The sequence below is a fragment of the Enterococcus sp. VV15 genome (genome assembly GCF_005236045.1).
Taxonomy (GTDB): domain Bacteria; phylum Bacillota; class Bacilli; order Lactobacillales; family Enterococcaceae; genus Enterococcus_B; species Enterococcus_B durans.
The window spans coordinates 15410-32740 of the sequence record NZ_QPTY01000013.1 but is presented as its reverse complement, the minus strand read 5'-3'; the positions used below and the strand labels follow the sequence as shown (position 1 = coordinate 32740).

Annotated in this window: 14 protein-coding genes and 1 pseudogene; 1 reads left to right on the top strand and 14 read right to left on the bottom strand. The window is 38.7% G+C overall.

What is annotated here, in order from left to right; genetic code table 11:
* Positions 1-384 precede the first annotated feature (384 nt).
* From DVW83_RS06545 to DVW83_RS06510, 8 genes are all read right to left on the bottom strand, one after another.
* On the bottom strand, positions 385-1824 hold the full coding sequence (locus tag DVW83_RS06545) for a response regulator transcription factor (RefSeq protein WP_104660771.1): 1440 nt from the start codon (positions 1822-1824) through the stop codon (positions 385-387).
* The gene (locus DVW83_RS06540) at positions 1799-3556 is read right to left on the bottom strand and encodes a sensor histidine kinase (RefSeq protein ID WP_137239157.1); all 1758 of its coding nucleotides are present in this window, start codon (positions 3554-3556) and stop codon (positions 1799-1801) included. Before DVW83_RS06540 ends, DVW83_RS06545 begins: the two co-directional genes overlap by 26 nt.
* On the bottom strand, positions 3549-4163 hold the full coding sequence (locus DVW83_RS06535) for a YesL family protein (RefSeq protein WP_104660769.1): 615 nt from the start codon (positions 4161-4163) through the stop codon (positions 3549-3551). The genes DVW83_RS06540 and DVW83_RS06535 overlap by 8 nt, the downstream gene beginning before the upstream one ends.
* A 216-nt stretch (positions 4164-4379) precedes the next feature.
* Positions 4380-5834, bottom strand: coding sequence for an ABC transporter substrate-binding protein (locus DVW83_RS06530; protein WP_137239155.1), 1455 nt, complete (start codon positions 5832-5834; stop codon positions 4380-4382).
* 38 nt (positions 5835-5872) lie between these two features.
* Positions 5873-6793 (bottom strand): carbohydrate ABC transporter permease, encoded by a 921-nt coding sequence (locus tag DVW83_RS06525; RefSeq protein WP_104660768.1) that lies wholly within the window; start codon positions 6791-6793, stop codon positions 5873-5875.
* A gap of 11 nt (positions 6794-6804) precedes the next feature.
* The gene (locus DVW83_RS06520; RefSeq protein ID WP_005877947.1) at positions 6805-7752 is read right to left on the bottom strand and encodes an ABC transporter permease; all 948 of its coding nucleotides are present in this window, start codon (positions 7750-7752) and stop codon (positions 6805-6807) included.
* A gap of 261 nt (positions 7753-8013) precedes the next feature.
* Positions 8014-8739: a pseudouridine synthase gene (locus DVW83_RS06515; protein ID WP_104660767.1), complete on the bottom strand. Its 726-nt coding sequence runs from the start codon at positions 8737-8739 to the stop codon at positions 8014-8016.
* Positions 8740-8813: 74 nt separating this feature from the next.
* Positions 8814-10460, bottom strand: coding sequence for a putative polysaccharide biosynthesis protein (locus tag DVW83_RS06510; protein WP_137239153.1), 1647 nt, complete (start codon positions 10458-10460; stop codon positions 8814-8816).
* 447 nt (positions 10461-10907) lie between these two features.
* Here DVW83_RS06510 and DVW83_RS06505 point away from each other — a divergent pair, with 447 nt between their 5' ends.
* A complete protein-coding gene (locus DVW83_RS06505; RefSeq protein WP_104660765.1) occupies positions 10908-12410 on the top strand; it encodes a UDP-N-acetylmuramoyl-L-alanyl-D-glutamate--L-lysine ligase in 1503 nt (500 codons plus the stop codon).
* A gap of 56 nt (positions 12411-12466) precedes the next feature.
* Here DVW83_RS06505 and DVW83_RS15940 read toward each other — a convergent pair.
* From DVW83_RS15940 to DVW83_RS06475, 6 genes and pseudogenes are all read right to left on the bottom strand, one after another.
* Positions 12467-12601, bottom strand: a pseudogene (locus DVW83_RS15940) (DUF3788 family protein); the annotation flags it as partial.
* A 94-nt stretch (positions 12602-12695) separates the two neighbouring features.
* Entirely contained in the window at positions 12696-14042 is a 1347-nt protein-coding gene (gene celB, locus DVW83_RS06495) for a PTS cellobiose transporter subunit IIC (protein ID WP_104660807.1), read from the bottom strand.
* Entirely contained in the window at positions 14042-14560 is a 519-nt protein-coding gene (locus DVW83_RS06490) for a hypothetical protein (RefSeq protein ID WP_137239151.1), read from the bottom strand. The genes celB and DVW83_RS06490 overlap by 1 nt, the downstream gene beginning before the upstream one ends.
* 13 nt (positions 14561-14573) lie before the next feature.
* Complete coding sequence (locus DVW83_RS06485) at positions 14574-14900, bottom strand: PTS cellobiose transporter subunit IIA (protein ID WP_081134143.1); 327 nt, start codon at positions 14898-14900, stop codon at positions 14574-14576.
* A 12-nt stretch (positions 14901-14912) separates the two neighbouring features.
* Positions 14913-16892: a BglG family transcription antiterminator gene (locus DVW83_RS06480; RefSeq protein WP_137239149.1), complete on the bottom strand. Its 1980-nt coding sequence runs from the start codon at positions 16890-16892 to the stop codon at positions 14913-14915.
* 16 nt (positions 16893-16908) lie between these two features.
* Positions 16909-17223, bottom strand: coding sequence for a PTS cellobiose transporter subunit IIB (locus DVW83_RS06475; protein WP_005877971.1), 315 nt, complete (start codon positions 17221-17223; stop codon positions 16909-16911).
* Between the last annotated feature and the right edge of the window lie 108 nt (positions 17224-17331).

Genomic DNA, 17331 nt, shown 5'->3' with positions numbered 1-17331 from the left:
TTACTTTACTCTATGGAAATTGTATCTAACTATGGAAAATTAGACAAGTTTCACTATATTCGCTTTTGGTTGTATTTTTTCTTGCACTTATTTCGAAAAAAAGAATATGGGACAAATCTAAAAATCAGTTTTGCTACAGACTCTCGAATAAACGGCTTCCAAAAGTCAGTTTTTTTGAAAATTTCAAAAAAACGGGCGTGAGACAAAAGTAAGAAACACTTTTGTCTCATTCTTTAAAAACGAATAAACGGCGGGAGCAGAAGCAACTCCTTCGGAAATAAGCCGAAATTTTCGGAGTTAAACACTTCTGTCCCAGCCTCATTTTTCTCTCTTATCAACCCTAAACGATTTTTGTCTCAATCTCAATCTAATTCATGGAGTTGTTCAACCTCGTTCTTCTCGGTAATCTTTTGGAGATTTGCCTACGATCTTCTTGAATAGTTTAGAAAAATAAGTCGTGTTATTGTAACCTATCTCAGCAGATATCTCATTGATATTCTGATTGCTGTGGAGGAGCAGCCACTTTGCCTGTTCGATACGCAAATGATTGAGGTAGGCAGAAAAACTTTTTTTCGTTTCTTTCTTGAATAATTGTCCAAGATACATGACATTCAAATGCAAGTTCTCGGAGACATCTTTCAAGGTCAATGGTTCTTTGAACTGTTCATGTAAAATCGAGATCACTCGCTCAATATTCTCACTATATTTCTTTTGTTTTTGTTGAGCTTTGATCAGAGACAGCAATAATTCATGGAGTTCTTGCACTGTTTTAGCCTGATTGATGTACTGTATCCCTTTGAAGTATTCCTCATCTTCTAAACTGATCAATTCTCTTTGGATATCCATGAACAGTAAGAAACTAAAATGTCGGATATCTTCTGGCGTCATGACGGCTGTCTGAAACTGCTCAAAAAAATCGGTCACCATCTGTTGTGCTACGTCCAATTGACCACTTTGAAGTGAGCGGCTAAACGAAGAAAAGTCAATGGCCTGTTCTTCCGCTGCGGCTTGCTCTGCAAAAAAGATTTGTTGGTCCTTCTCCCCATAAAACTGGTGTAGCTGTAGATTATCTTTCGCATGTTGATAGCTTTCAGGGATCTTATCTAAATCTGCTGTTTCATCCCCTATACTGATGAACCACTCTTGATCGGTACACTGATTTTGGATAAAACGACAAAATCTTGAAATCGCTGTTTCATTCAGCAACAGCGTAAATAGAAGCATCTCACCGAAATTTCGTTGTGAATAAAAGGATTCTTGCTGATTTCTCAGCCACTCATAGACTGGTTTTTCCATCGTCCGTGGGAGCTGGGCCAATAAAATACGTCTTTGCTCTCCTCCTATTTTTGCTAACAGCTCTTCTTCGCTCGATTCATCAAGTTCCTCATTGAGCCATTGACTAAAAAGGACTTCTTGATAAATCTCTTGCTGGTTTTTTTGCTCATTTTGTTGATCTAACCGTTGCTTCACTTTTTTAAGGCTGTCACTTAGTTCTGCTTTATTGACTGGCTTCATCAGGTAATTGACCGCACCTAGTTGCATCCCACTCTTTAGATAATCAAATTCCTGATAACCAGAAAGTATCATAAATTCAAATGTATGGTGTTCTTTTTGTGCCGCTTCGATAAATTCAAGACCATTCATCTCAGGCATCGTCACATCTGTTATGACTAAATCGATTTTCTGGTTTTCTAGTATTGATAGTCCTTGCATAGCATTTTCGGCAGTTGCTACCACTTGAAATCCTAGACTTGGCCAGTCAATGATCTTTTTCAGTCCAGTCAAAATCATATATTCATCATCTACTAATAATACTCGATACATCTTTCTTCCCCTTTTCCTTGAATGTGATAGTAACCGTTAGACCTCCTTCTTTATTTTTTGTCAATCTCATTTGATAACTGCTGCCAAAGCTAGCACGCAATCGTTCATTGACATTTTGCAAGCCAATCGACTGGTAAAGTTCGACTTTGGGTTGTGCCAGTCTAGCTTCGATCTCTTCGATGCGTTCTGGTGTGATCCCTTTACCGTTATCTTTGACGACGATCATTACTCGCTGCCCTTCACGAAAGACTTTGACACTCAATGCATTATCGAAACGAGTAAAGTCAATCCCGTGTTTGAAATAATTTTCGATCAAAGGTTGGATCACAAATTTGGGTACTTCGATTTTTTCTAGCTCAGGAGCAAGAGAAAAATGATAGGCAATGCGGTTCGGATAACGCATTTGATATAAATAGACATACTTTTCACAAAAATCCAGCTCTTCTTTTAAGCTGATCGTTTTTTCCTGATTTGTATTGTTCCGTAACAATGCCGAAAATGCGTAAACTACATCAGCTAGTTCTTCGCTTCCTTCACTTAGGGCATACATTCGGATATATTCCAGTGTATTATATAAAAAATGCGGGTTGATCTGCGCTTGTAGTGCACGCATATGCGCATCTTGTTGTTTGATTTCCAATTTGTAGATGTCTTCCACAAACTGATTGATACTATCTAGCATTTCATTGATACCGATTGACAGATCCTTCAATTCATATTCTGTCAAAGTAGTATCGATGCGTGTATCCAGATTTCCTTTCGCAGTTTCATCCATTGCGGACATGACGATATCCACTTGTTGCGAATAACGTTTGAATGTGCGGTACAAAAAGTAAAGTAGGACGCCATCTAAAATGATCACTCCAACCACTAAAGGTGCAAGATTTCTGGCAATTGCCTGCCGAACGGACTGGCGATCCAAAGTAGCTAATACTCGATAATCATCTGGCAATCGCTGATAGCGGACAAAGTTGCGCTGATTTAACTCTTCGATCGGCAATGTAGAATTTTTTTGGAGGCTCTTTAGAATCGTCTGCTCTTGCATCGTCAATACTGTTTTAGGCATACCCTTGTCATGGAAAGTATAGAGCCGATTCGTCGTTCCTGAAATCATATATAGCGACAACCCGTTGAAAGAATTCAGACTTTCCAAGGTAGCGTCCAGTTCTTGTTTATCAAAGCCAATAAAGATACTCCCTACTTCACTCCCACCTTGTGTGATGGACAGTTTAATATAAAATGCATCTGAAAGCTTTGGCGTACCACTGTGAATAGTACCTCCTTTGTTCTCCATTGATGATTCAAAGTATTCAGGCAGTTGGCTAAAGACGACATACAAAGTACTGACTTCTTCATAATTCACATAGATATCCCGTATTTGATTGGGAAAGGATTGAAAATCTGCTATGTTTTGCTGTTGGTCATAGGCATACATCAAATACTGATCGATGGGTTTGGTCAAGTAAGTGGTCGCATTCTCGATTTTTTCTGAATTTCCGAATAACTGATCTTTGATGATTTTACTTAGGGTAGTTTTGTCATTCAGTGTCCGACTTGTGCTTTGCAGTGCTTCATTCGTCATTTGTTCTGCTTGTGCTTGTGTTTGCATCCAAGTATGGACACTAATGATCCCTGTAGCTAACATCGTCAATAAGATCATGACAAGCGCATACTTTCTCAGCAACCGATTCAATAATGTCCCCTTCGCAAATAAGATACGTAGCTTACTCATAGCTTTCCAATTGCGTGTCTAACTTTTCACGCCACTGTTTGGTCACCAAGCCGTTCCAAACGGTGAGCAGTCCGATCAAACCGAAAAGAATCAATCCCTTGTAATTCCAAGTGATCCAGAAAATAATGCCCCCGCCGATCAGTAATTTTAAAAATGCGGGAAAACTAGAAAAACTAGAGACAAAACTTAATTTTAGTAAATTAGGCAGCGAGATTTCATATTCGCTATCTAAGATCAAACTATATTGATACGTTTCATAAGCATAAAGTAAGGCAAAAATAAGTACAAAATCGATCACTAAAAACAAGATTCCCTTGATTTGAACGGATAGATACAAATTATAACCAAGCAAAAGTGCAATGACTAAAAATAAACCAAACAACAGATTTCCTCGCTTAAACGATTGTTTGAAAATTTTCCATCCCCGCTTAAACGTAATTTCTTTATACTCAAACTCGTACGTATAAAATAGTTCATTCACAGCCTTGCATGCTGGACCAATCCCTAGAACGATCCCTCCAAGTACTGTGTATGCCCAAAAATATAACGTCAGTTTCATAACGACCCAGACTCTGATAAATAATGTTTCCAATGCTTTCCCTAACATAACTATCCCCTCCAAGAACGACTTGTATTCCTTTTCATTATACAAGAGCAACGTATAAGTAAACCACACTTTTTCTACGATACCCTAATTTATTTTTCTTTTTATAAACATTTACTTTACTAAAAAATAAGCAGAATCAACCAAAAATCTGAAGTGCAATTTTCGGAAAAATTCTGCTTATCTTTAGGAGCTTAGCACTTTGACTTAGCTTCTTATTTATTTACTTTCTTTTTGAAATGCATCGTATTGTTTTTGCATTTCCGTCAATACTTTGTCATAACCTGCTTTATCTAAAGCATCCATCAATTTAGGTAATGTTTCATCTGGATCAACTGTTCCTGTATTCAAGCCATCCAAATATTGGTTCATGACATTTGAAATGTTACTCATTTCTGTTTTCACGTTATCTGTATTGAAGCTGAATCCTAAGATTGGTGATACTTCTGCATCCGCAATCGATTGATCTCTTTTAGCGATCATTTCATCTGTGATCGTGTCTTGTGTATAAAGGATCTTGTTGTTTCCTGTATTCCAAGCAGACATATGCATATTTGGTTGGTAGCCATCTAGCAATTTGATTTTGTCATTGCCATCTTTCTCCCATGCTTCGCCTTCGATTCCCCATACTAAGCCATTCAACAGTTCTGGATCACTGTTTAGTAATCCCAAGAATTCAACTGCTTTTTCTTTGTTTTTAGAGGTATTAGAAACAACGAAGTTTGCCATTTGTGCTTGTGCTGTTGATTTCAATGGTACAGTGATTGCTTTTGAAACCAATTCTTGTTTTGCTGCATTCGTTAAGATCGTATCACCATAATCGTAAGGTCCTTGTGTTTCTCCACGCATCAACCAAGTATTTCCTTCTAAAGGATAATCTTTGTTGCTTGTTGCAGCATCACTTGGGATCAATTCTTGTTTGTACCAGCTGTGCATCGTACGTAACATTTCGACAAATGATTCATTTTCATATTGATTAATGATTTTTGTTTTATCTCCGTTCAAGTCAACAGCAAACGGTGATACATTTCCTAATGGATAATCGAAATCTCCTTGGACTCTGAACCCTTGTCCAATCGCAAACGCTGATGTGTTTGGTTCTTTTTCGTGGAATTCTTTCAAGACTTTTTCTGCATCTGCATATGTTTCAATTCCATCAATGGATAAATTATATTTATCAAGCAACGATTTATTGAATGTCAATACTTGTTGGGCAAAGACATTCCCGTTAACTGGCATGGCATACAATTTCCCATTGACTAAGTTTCCTTTTATATATGCCTCATCTAAAGAGTCATACGCTTCTTTTGCATATTTTGGTGCTAGATCTGTTAAATCAGTGAATGCTCCTTTTTGAGCGTTCGATACATAGTTATTGGCATAAGCAATATCATAATTTTCAACTGACGAGATGATGACGTTCATTTTTTTCTCGTAATCGCCCCAGCCAATGTAGTTGATATTCACTTTCACACCGATTTTATCTTCAATTCTCTTATTTGCGACATCCATCAATTGATCAAAATTATCTGGTTTGTCCCCAATTTGATACATTTGTAGCGTGGTTGAGTCACTTGCATCGGCCTTATCTTTTGAACCTGATCCGCAAGCTGCCAACGTTCCTACCATCAGTGCGGAAACCCCTGTAAAGGCTAGTTTCTTCCATAACTTCATTTTTCTTCCTCCTAAATAAGTTTTTATTTTTTGTTGCATTATTCTTTTACTCCACCAATCGTTAAACCCTTAACAAAATGTTTCTGGAAGAATGGATAGCTGATTGCGATCGGCAATGTTGAGATAACGACGATAGCCATTCGAGCTGATTCTCCCGGAACAGAAGCAAGTCCGCCTGATAATTGACTTCCTGCTCCTGAATTTTGTGTCAAATATTGAATGTTGCTTTGGATCTTCATCAATAAATACTGTAAAGGAACTAATTTATCATCTTGGATGTAAAGCAAGGCATTAAACCAGTCGTTCCAATACCCTAAGGCTGCGAATAAACTAATGGTCGCAATCCCTGGAATTGCTAAAGGTAAAACAATCTGAACGAAAATCCGTAATTCAGTCGCCCCATCGATCCTAGCTGATTCAATGATCGAATCAGAGACTGAACGTTTGAAGAAGGTACGCATCACAATGATATTGAATGGGCTGACCGCCATCGGTAGAATCAATGCCCAGATGGTATCTTTTAGTTGTAAAAGATTTGTCATGACCAAGTAGTTTGCTACCATCCCTGGTGAAAACAGCATGGTGATCAAACAAAAAACGGTAAAGAAGCGACGGAATGGAAAGTTCGATCGTGAAATCGCATATGCGTATAACGAAGTTGCGGTACTGTTGATCAACGTTCCTAGTACCGTTACGAGAATCGTCACGAACAAGGCTTGGAAAATCTTATCTTGCATTTGCCCGAAAAGATAGGTATAGCCAAATGTACTGAATTTTTCTGGCCAAAAACTATATCCATTTGTGGATAGTGCTGATTCTTCGGTAAAAGAAATGGCAATAACAAACAGAAATGGCAAGATACAAGAAAGAGCAAAAATTGCAATCAATATATTGGAGAAGAAATTCGCTGTTTTATTAAATGAGCGAATTTGGACTCGTTCAACTTTCTTTTTTTTCATTTTTCTCCCCCTTAGAACAATGCAGATTCGCTATCAAAACGACGTGCAATCGTATTTGTGATCATCAATAAGACAAACCCTACAACCGATTGATACAGGCCAGCTGCGGCAGTCATCCCAAAGTCACCTGTAGAGGTCAAGCCATTATAAATATAAGTATCCAACACTTGTGTTACATCATAAAGTGCCCCCGAATTTCTCGGAATATTGTAGAACAAACCAAAGTCTGCACGGAAAATGTTTCCGACAGCTAAGATCGTCAGGATCGTCATTAGCGGTACTAATTGAGGTAGTGTCACATGCTTGATCTGCTGCCATTTGCTTGCGCCATCGACCATCGCTGCTTCATAGTAAGTTGGATCGATCCCCATTACTGAAGCAAAGTAAATGATACTATTATAGCCAATCCCTTTCCATGTTCCAATAAAGACTAAGATGAATGGCCAATACTTCGGTTCGTTATACCAATTGATTGCTTCTCCACCATGTCCTGTGATCCATTGGTTGAAGATCCCTTTATCCGGGCTCAAGAAAGCGTAAACAAAATAGCTGATAATGACCCACGATAAGAAATATGGAAGTAACGACATCGTTTGATAGACTTTTACTAAACGTTTATTTCTCAACTCACTCATGATGATAGCAAATACAACGGAAATCAATAAGTTTAATAGAATAAATGTCACATTATATAGAACGGTGTTTTTAGTAATCAAGAAAGCTTGATCCGAAGAGAATAAAAATTTGAAATTGTCCCAACCGACCCATGGACTCTCTCGTAAACTAGCTAAAAATCCGTCAGCTGAAATATGGAAGTTCTTGAAAGCTACAACATTTGCTAATACGGGGATATAAAAGAAAAAAATCATCCAGAGCATACCCGGGATCGCCATAAAAACTAATGCTTTATATCTCCATAAATTAGCAAAAAAATGATTTAACCCCTTTCTCTTTTTCATCTTAAAACTCCTTTCATGTCATTCACAACGCAATTATAGCGCTTACAAAAACAAGAATAAATAAACAAACTATAGATAAAATGAAACAAATTATAGAGAAGCTGTCGGATAGACGTGTTTCACTCCAGGAAATAAGAAGCAATTTATGGGAATTACTGCTGAACGAATGTTTGCTAAAACTGATGGATGCGACAACATGGCGAAGGTGATGGTAAAAAAACAGAACATCAACGATGGCGCTGATGTCCTGCTTTTCTCACTTTATTTATTCTGTTCTTGCAACTGGAGCAATTCAGCTTCTGTCAGTTCTCGATATTCACCGTTATCTAATGAGTTAGGTAAAGAGAAGCCCCCCATGCGGATTCGTTTTAAATAAGTGACTTCTTTTCCGACTGCTTGGACCATTCTCTTCACTTGATGAAATTTTCCCTCATGTAAAATCAGCCGAATCTTCGATGTTTCTTCTTCACTATCGACAGCATCGATAAACAGTTGCGCTGGCAATGTTTGTTCGTCTTTATCGATAACCAAGCCTCGTGCAAAGCTTTGTTGATCCTCCGCTGTCATGATTCCTTTTACTTCTGCAAAGTATTCTTTCTCCACATGTTTTCGCGGTGATAGTAACCGATGGGCTAACTGGCCATCATTTGTCAGGATCAATAACCCTTCGGTATCTTTATCCAAACGCCCTACAGGAAAAAGATCTTCTCGATAATCCTCATCACTTAATAGATCCATCACTGTTTGCTCATAGTTGTCTTGTGTCGCTGAAATGACACCTGCAGGCTTGTTTAATACATAATAAAAATCTTTTTGATAGACTAGCGGTTCATCCAGATAAGTAATTTGATCGTCAAATTCCTTCACTTGGAATTTATCACTTTTGATGACTTTTTCATTGACTTTTATTTGTCCTTTTTTGATAAGCACTTTTACTTCTTTACGGCTGCCGATGCCGACTTCTGCTAAAAATTTATCTAAACGCATAGACTCACTTCCATTCTTTCATTGAAAAAGAGTTAACGATAATGACACGCATAATCTTTAACTCCTTTGATTGTTTATTTGATTCTTAAACGATGACGTAACCGGATCATGCTTGGTCCTAATAAGCGTTCCGCTAATCGAAGTTTAAGGGCGAGGTAGGCATAGACAAAGCCACCTACTCCTGCAACCAGCAAGATCAACAACAGGGATTGAAACTTGCTTTCTTGGCTCAAGAAGATGCCGAACAACAGTTTTGTGAGCCACGCTACGAGTAACATCATCACTGTCAGGATAAAGATCAGTAAAGTTCTTCGCCAAACGAAACTTGGTTTAAAATGAGCGACTTGGTGGATTTTTTTCAAAATCAACGTACATGACACGGCAAAGCCGATCATCGTTGCAAATAAAGGACCATAGACTTCGAATAGACGAATCATTGGGTACTGCAAGACCAGTTTTACGACAAAGCCGATCGCCAAGTAACGGATAGCAGCCGCATTTTCAAACATTCCTTGTAACATATTGGAAACAAGCATATAAAGCCCTAAGAACAGACCGGCAAAACTTGCTTGGATCAATACATGACTGCCTAATCGATCTGGGGTATAAAACAAAGTATTCAGCGGGTAAGATAAAAGCATTACCCCAAACGTCGCGGGAAACATAAAGAAAGAGAAGAGTTGGAGATTCCCACTCGTTAGTTTGGCCAGTCCTCGGTGGTCTTTCAATGTCACCGCTTCTGTGATCAATGGTAATCCGGTAGATGCAATCGATGTCGCTAATGCGATCACGACCATTGTCAGCTTATCAGGGTTTGCACTAAAGATCGAAAAAAGATCCAACAACTGTGCTTTAGAGTACTCGGTAGTGGCAGACATGATGTTGATAAACGTAAACTGGTCCACTAGTTTGAAAATCGTTACACCAGAACCCACGATGATAAATGGGATCGCTTCTTTGATCGTATCTACCAACAATTCTTTCGTTGCGATATTTACTTGATTATTGCTGTACTGCACACGGGCAGAGGAATAGCGTTGATGTTTTTTCAAAAAATAAAGCAGGACGAGGATACTTGCCACCATACCGATAAATGCGGCAAATGTCGATTGCGTAACTGCAGTGACATAATCCCCCTTCATGACCTTCATGATGATAAACGTCGTGAGTAACAAATAAAAGATCCGCGCCACTTGTTCAACGATTTGTGAGAGCGCATACGGCATCATTTCCTGGTTACCTTGGAAATATCCACGGATCACACTCATACAAGGAAAGACGAGGATCGCAATACTGAGCGAACGCATCGTCGGAATCAGGTCTTCTCCACCGCCAGAAGCATGTGCCAACCAAGGAGAAGCCACATACATAAATACGGAAAATATGATACCTAAGACACCCATCATCTGTAACGCTCGAATAAACAACTTCCGAGAAGTACCATATTCATTCAATGAGTTGTAACGAGCCGTTTGTTTGGCGATTGCAGCCGGTATCCCAGCCGTAGAAATCAGTAAGAACAATGCATAGATATTGTAGCCCATATTGAATAATCCATTGGCAGCTTTCGCATTTTCGCCCATCCAGGCATACCATGGAATAATATACACAGCCCCCAGCAAGCGAGAAATGATATTGCTGGCAGTCATCCAAGCAGAACCTCTTGTCATCTTCTCTTGTGGGGACAAATCTTCAGTTGCTGATTTTCGTTGAGTATTCATCGATTCGATTCCAACTTTCTACAATGCATTACCACTATTTTAATTGCAAAAAGCAAAACTAGCAATCTTTTTTGTATGAATTTCCTGACAGCTTCTTCAACATAGATAGCGTTTTCTTATGTCGTTGCTTTTTTATTTTTATAGGAAGGAGATAAAATGGAACGTCCGAAAAATCATCTTGCAAAATTTTGATAACTCTCGCTGCTTTCCTGAAAATACTTCAACCCTCTCACTTGATTTAGCAGGAGATACAAGTGACTAGTATAGCTCCCTCTCCTGCCGTTTCTCATCTATCTAGAGAAACTCACTTGTTTTTTTGTGGCTACCGTTCGGTATTCGCTACATCCAGTGAATTTTCCTACCTGCCTTTCGTCATTCTAGCAAGTTGCCTTGAATGTGCTATAATGAATCAAGAAATCCAACGAAAATGAAGTGAGGGATGATCCAGTGAACTTCTCTTTAGAAGATGTCCGCAACTTATTATTAAAAGAAAACCTATTAAAAGAATTTGTTTCTGAAAAAGGGTGGCATTTAGACGCCCCTGATCAGTTTACCTTTAGAAAATTAAGCTATGATTCCCGGCAAGTCGATGCCGAGACTTTATTTTTCTGTAAAGGATTAAACTTTAAAGAAGACTATCTAACAAGTGCCGTCTCACAAGGATTGCTGTATTATGTAGCAGAACAACCTTACGAACAGTCGGCAGTCGGCATTATCGTGACCGATATCCGTAAAGCAATGGCGATCCTTTCCATGGCGTTCTATGGCTATCCACAAAATGATCTGCAGGTGATCGGCTATACTGGGACAAAAGGCAAAACCACTGCTGCCTACTTTACTAAAGCGATCCTAGACTATACAACAGCGAATAAAACAGCGTTACTTTCCACGATGAATACAACACTAGATGGAAAAACGTATTTCAAATCTCATTTAACAACGCCGGAATCCTTAGATCTATATCGTATGATGGCCGAAGCTATAAATAATGGGATGACCCATTTGGTGATGGAGGTTTCTTCTCAAGCTTACAAGACACAACGTGTTTATGGACTGACTTTAGATGTAGGGATTTTTTTGAATATTTCACCTGACCATATCAGCCCAATCGAACATCCGACATTTGACGATTATTTTTATTGCAAACGTCAGTTGATCTTAAATTCAAAGCAAGTGATCTTGAACTATGAAAGTGATTATTTTGATTTGCTGAAAGAGACAGCTACTGTCTATGGTATTCCTGCCATTGTTTATGGTCGTTCCACACAAGCAGATTACGAAGTCCAAAGTTTAAACGACGGGAGCCATACCTTCCAAGTAATCAATCATCATGGTAACTTAGCGATCGATATGACTTACACGATCAAATTAGCTGGTGATTTCAATCAAGAGAATGCGACTAGCGCGATCATTGCGGCAGCATTGACTGGTGCCTCTGCCACAGATGCACAACAGGGTCTAAAAGAAGCCCGTGTTCCTGGACGAATGGATCAACTTGTACAAAAAAACGGCGCCCACGTTTATGTAGACTACGCCCATAACTATCTAAGTTTGAAAACCTTGCTCGAATTTGCTAAAAAGGAACATCCTAAAGGGAAAGTCATTGTTGTACTGGGAAGTCCAGGCAATAAAGCCATTTCTCGCCGACATGATTTTGGCAAAGTTCTATCTGAAACAGCAGATATCGTCTTCTTGACCGCAGATGATCCTGCATTTGAAGATCCACAAAAGATCGCAGAAGAAATCAATGAAGCAATCACTAATCCTGATTTAGACGTCCATTATGAAATGGACCGCCCAACGGCAATCAAAAAAGCCCTAGCGAAAAGTACTCCCGCAGATTCAGTTGTCATTGCTGGGAAAGGTGTTGATCCCTATCAAAAGATCAATGGGGTCGATGTTCCGTATGAGGGAGATTACGAGGTCGTCAAACGATTGCTTGAAGAGTAAACAAAAAAGAGGTCGAGACAAAAATCGTTTAGGTTTGAGATATTGGAGAGAAAAGAACGAATAAACGGTCGGAGCAGAAGCAACTCATTCGGAAATAAGTCGAAATTCACAAAAATTTGAAAAGCAATTTTCGTTAATTTCTTCGTATTTCTCGGAGTTAAACACTTCTGTCCCAACCTCTTTTTTGAAATTTCCGAAAAACCTGACTTTTAGACGCCGTTTATTCGATAGTCTGTAGCAAAACTGATTGTTAGATTTGTCTCGACCTCTTTTTTACAAAATTTGTTATTCAGCTGCTGCTAATTCAGCTGCTTTTTCTCTTTCTTCTGTCAACAATTTGTTGTCGTAGAATTTGATGAATGGCAACCAGATAAAGAAAGCAAGGATTGCGCATAGTACAGCTAATACAGCCGCTCTCCAGTCACCGCCACTACCAACGAATGCTCCGATACCAACTGGTGAAGGCCAAGGCATTTGTGCTAACATTGGTTTTACAATCTCAAATTTGATTGCGAAATAAGCAAGTGAAGCAGACGCCATCGGTGCTAGGAAAAATGGAACAGCTAAATATGGGTTATAAACGATTGGCATCCCGAAAATAATCGGTTCGTTGATATTGAAAATACCTGGAACAAGTGAAGCTTTCCCTAACACTTTTAATTGATCGGATTTTGCTAAGAAAGCAATGAAAATGATCAAACCTAATGTCGCTCCTGAACCGCCGACTGTTACATAAGAGTTGTTGAACTCTCCGGCTAGTGGGAAGTTAGCGCCTTGTGCATTCGCTGCCATATTCGCTAACACGATTGGGGTCAAGAAAGAAGTGATGATATTTGCCCCATGGATCCCCACGATCCATAACGCATGGATCAAGAAATAGATGACCATGATCCCTAGCCAAGTATTTGTCAACTGCGTAACAAAACCAAATGGGATCGAGATCATTCTAAAGATATCTGTACCTAATACAATCAAAAGGCCGTTAACGATCATTACAGCAAATGCAATGACAAAAGTAGGAATCAATGCAGTAAATGAACGAGATACACCTGGCGGAACAACATCGGGCATCTTGATGACCCAATTACGTTTGACACACATACAATAAAGTTCAACAGCAATGATCGACATGATGATCGCTGTAAAGATACCTGAAGTGCCTAAACGTTCAACAAATGCACCCATCCGTATACCACTGACTACAGTTTCAGTATCTGTCACACTTGCAAGCAAGCGAACTTTTCCGTCGCTCAAACCCATTTCAGGAATACACATGAAGAAGGCAAAGACAGATAATAGTGCACCTGTCAACGGATTGACATTCAATCCTTGTTCTTCTTTTTCAATCGAAGTCAGTTCATAAGCAAAAACAATAGCAAAATAAATGGATAAGATCCCCATCGTCATTGTGTTAACGATCATATATAAATCACTGACTTTGAAAAAGGTACTATTGAAAAAACCTTCAAGAAACGGAAATGGCAACGGTAAAATATTCAAAACCAAAAACATGGAACCTACGATCGTGAATGGAATAGACGCCATCCCAGCCGCCATAACAGCACGAACGATTTTAAACTGAGCAATTTTCCCCATTGGACCCATTAAGTACTTCTGCAAAAAATTAAACATTAGTTACTCTCCTTTCCTAAATACGCTGCTTGTTCAAATGTTTTGATCCTTTGATACTGACGATCTTTGTTTACTTGGATGCTTTCCAACCGTTTATGACACAGAGCACAAATCAGGCATCCACTCCCTAAAAACACGATCATCCCTAATTTTCCATATAGATTATCGACCATAAACGGAAACATTGAAGTATAAAACGGCGTAAATAATAGACCGCAGAGTATCCCGTTCATAATCCCTTGCCACTTAAAGTACCGTTTTGTTCGTGGCACAGTGTTTTGATGTTGTCGATAGAGCCGGATTTGTTCACCCACAGCAGGTAAAGTCAAACCGATTAGTCCAATCGGAACAATCAGAAAAATACTTTTGCTGACTAATAGAATAATCAACCAGTAAAGATTCATAAAAAAGAAGCCCGCTGTTAGGTAACGAATGATCAGATAACGATTGAAATACATGATTTTCAAACTAAACTGTTTTTTCTCTATTTCCAATTGTTTTTTTTCTGCATCTCCCATCTTACTTACCCCTTTATGAATGTTTTTGATACAGATACGCCATCTCAGTTGCCACTTCCAGTAAGGTCATCGTCGTCATCAAATGATCTTGTGCATGAACCATGATGATCTCCATTTCTATTTTTTGTCCACTGGCGTATTCCTTCAATAAATTCGTTTGCGCTTTGTGCGCCTGTAAAATCTCCTCATTGGCTTTGGTCAGCTGTTCATCTGCCTCTTCAAATTTTCCCTGGCGCATGTCTTTGAACCCTTCATGAATCAGCGTTCTTGCATTTCCGCTATGAAGAATGATATCGAAAGCGGTTACTTGCAATTCTTCACTACTGATAGTTTCAGACATTTTTTCTCCCCCTTACTTGACCATTTGGCTAAATTGATCATTAAAATCGTGAAATGTAGGTGTCTCTAAAATATGGTGCTGTAAATCAGTCCGATCAATAAATCGGACGATTGCTTTGGTCACTACAGTAATCCCTTCGTTTTCAATAAAAGAAGGTGAAACTAAAAATACAAACTGGATGCCTTCATGTTCATCCCAAGTCATACCTCCTGGAATGAGGTCAACTGCGATTTTCGTAGTTGCTCCGATAGGAATCGCAGGATGAGGAACGACGATATTTTCACTAAAGATGATCTGACCCATCTTCTCCCGTCTCTTTATTTGTTCCGTCATTTCAAAAAAGTATTCATTAGCTTCTTCTTGTCCTAAAAGTTGGAGCAATTCTTGGATTACTTCTTCTTTTGTTGGTTGTTGTGCATAGACAGTGAACCATTTTTCCGAAAGCAACTGTTGGTAGTAGTGTTGCTTTTTCTCAGTTGGTAAACTGATACTTTTATTCTTTATACTCTGACAAGGCAGACATTCAGCAATCGTTTCACGAATTTTCTGAATATCTTGGCTATTCAAAAAGACGCTAACATGCAAAACTGGTATTTTGAAAAACATGGTAGATAAATCAATCGAAGAGATAATCATATCAGCTTCTTTTAATACAGCTTCATTGATTTCGTAATATCCTTTTACATTCGTTACGACAATCGTTTCACCAAATTCGGACAACACTCGATTTTTGAGTAGTTGGGCACTGCCGTAGCCAGTTGCACAAATGATCAATGCATGGATTTTATACGTGGACTTGATTTTTTCCAAGGCTGCCATGATATGCAGCGTTAGATATGCCCACTCATCGTCATTGATTTCATAATTGCTTAGTAACGGCATTTGGCTAAAAAGCTGTTTTGTTTGTTCAAAAGATTGCCGATCTTCTTTCATTATTTCTTCTTTCAACGGATTTTCTAGCGTGATTCCTTGTTCTAGTCGGACGAGCATGGGTGCCAAGTGATTCAGCAAGCCATTTTTCAATTGACGGTCTTCATTCAACGGACGATGAAAAAATTGAGCAAATTGATTCAACGTAACGGTTAACTCCGCAAGAAGTTCTTGATCGGTCACCTTTTCCTCTCGATTCGATTTTGCCATCAAATGTAGCGCTAGATAAAACACCTCTTCTTCTGGAAATACTACTTTCATTACTCGTTCGATTCGCTCCATTATATTTTTCGATACCTGAAATTCCAAACGACTCGCAATATCTTCGGTCAGCGGGATTCCTTCGATGTGAAACCCTTCTCTGACACGCTTGATCGCTAATGCTAAATGCAGCGTCAAATTTTGGATGATAAAATCCGATACTTTTAGATTCACTTCTCTTATCTCATCCAAAATGATAATCACTAACTCTTCAATGTTGATTTCTTTAAAAAAGTGACTCGTTCCTAAATATTCTTTGAGTGAATTGGTATAATGGTTCCCAAAAAATATATCCATGATAAAATGACGTTTGTCTTGCTCGTGCCCCTCGATCCACATTCCCTGATGCGGTTTCGAATTGATTCTCAGTGCATAGGGCAGTAATTTTTTCTTGATTTCATGAATATCATTGACTAGACTTGAACGACTGATGAATAATTCATCTTCTAAATCTTCAATGAAGATGGCTTCATCTTCCAACAACAACTTATTCAAAAGATACTTTTGTCGATCTTCTGATTCAAAAAATTCTGTGACTTGCAGATCACTACGAAAAGCGACTTCCCTTTGTTTCAAAAAACGAGAAAATTCCAAGTGATCAAAGATTTCTAGTTGGTAGCCCTGTCCCTGTTTTGCAGATAGTTTTCCGCCATGCTCTTCTACTTCATCTTTGATCACTTTCATGTAATTACGGATCGTTCGATCAGATAAAGACAATTCAGATGCGAGACTCCGACTGGTAACATATTCTCCTTGATGGTCGATCAACTGTCTCAATAACAATTTTTCTATCTGTTTCATCTTTATCCACTCCTAATTAAATATTCTCCTCAATTAGCCCTGCCAAATTTTGGATGCCAGATGGAATGGGTACATAAGCTTGAAATGGAATGCTTACTACTGGTTTATCCACCGTTTTACCTAGTTTAACAAATTTATCCAGAAACATTGTGGTTTGAGGGCTGATCAAGAATAAATCAAAGTCACTGTTCTTGATCATTTTATCACCTTCGGTAGCAGAAACAGCATCTACCATAATGTCTTCGCCTTTGTCTTTAAATAGTTCTGTTGCCTTTGACGCCATCATAGAAGATGACATCCCTGCTGCGCAAATAATCAATGCTTTTTTCATTGTTCTCCACTCCTTATGTTTTATTTTTTCTATCTAAGAGTTTACAGAGTAAGCGCTTGCTTTTCAAAATAAAAACTTCCGTATCATTAAGGAAAGGAATTACATTCT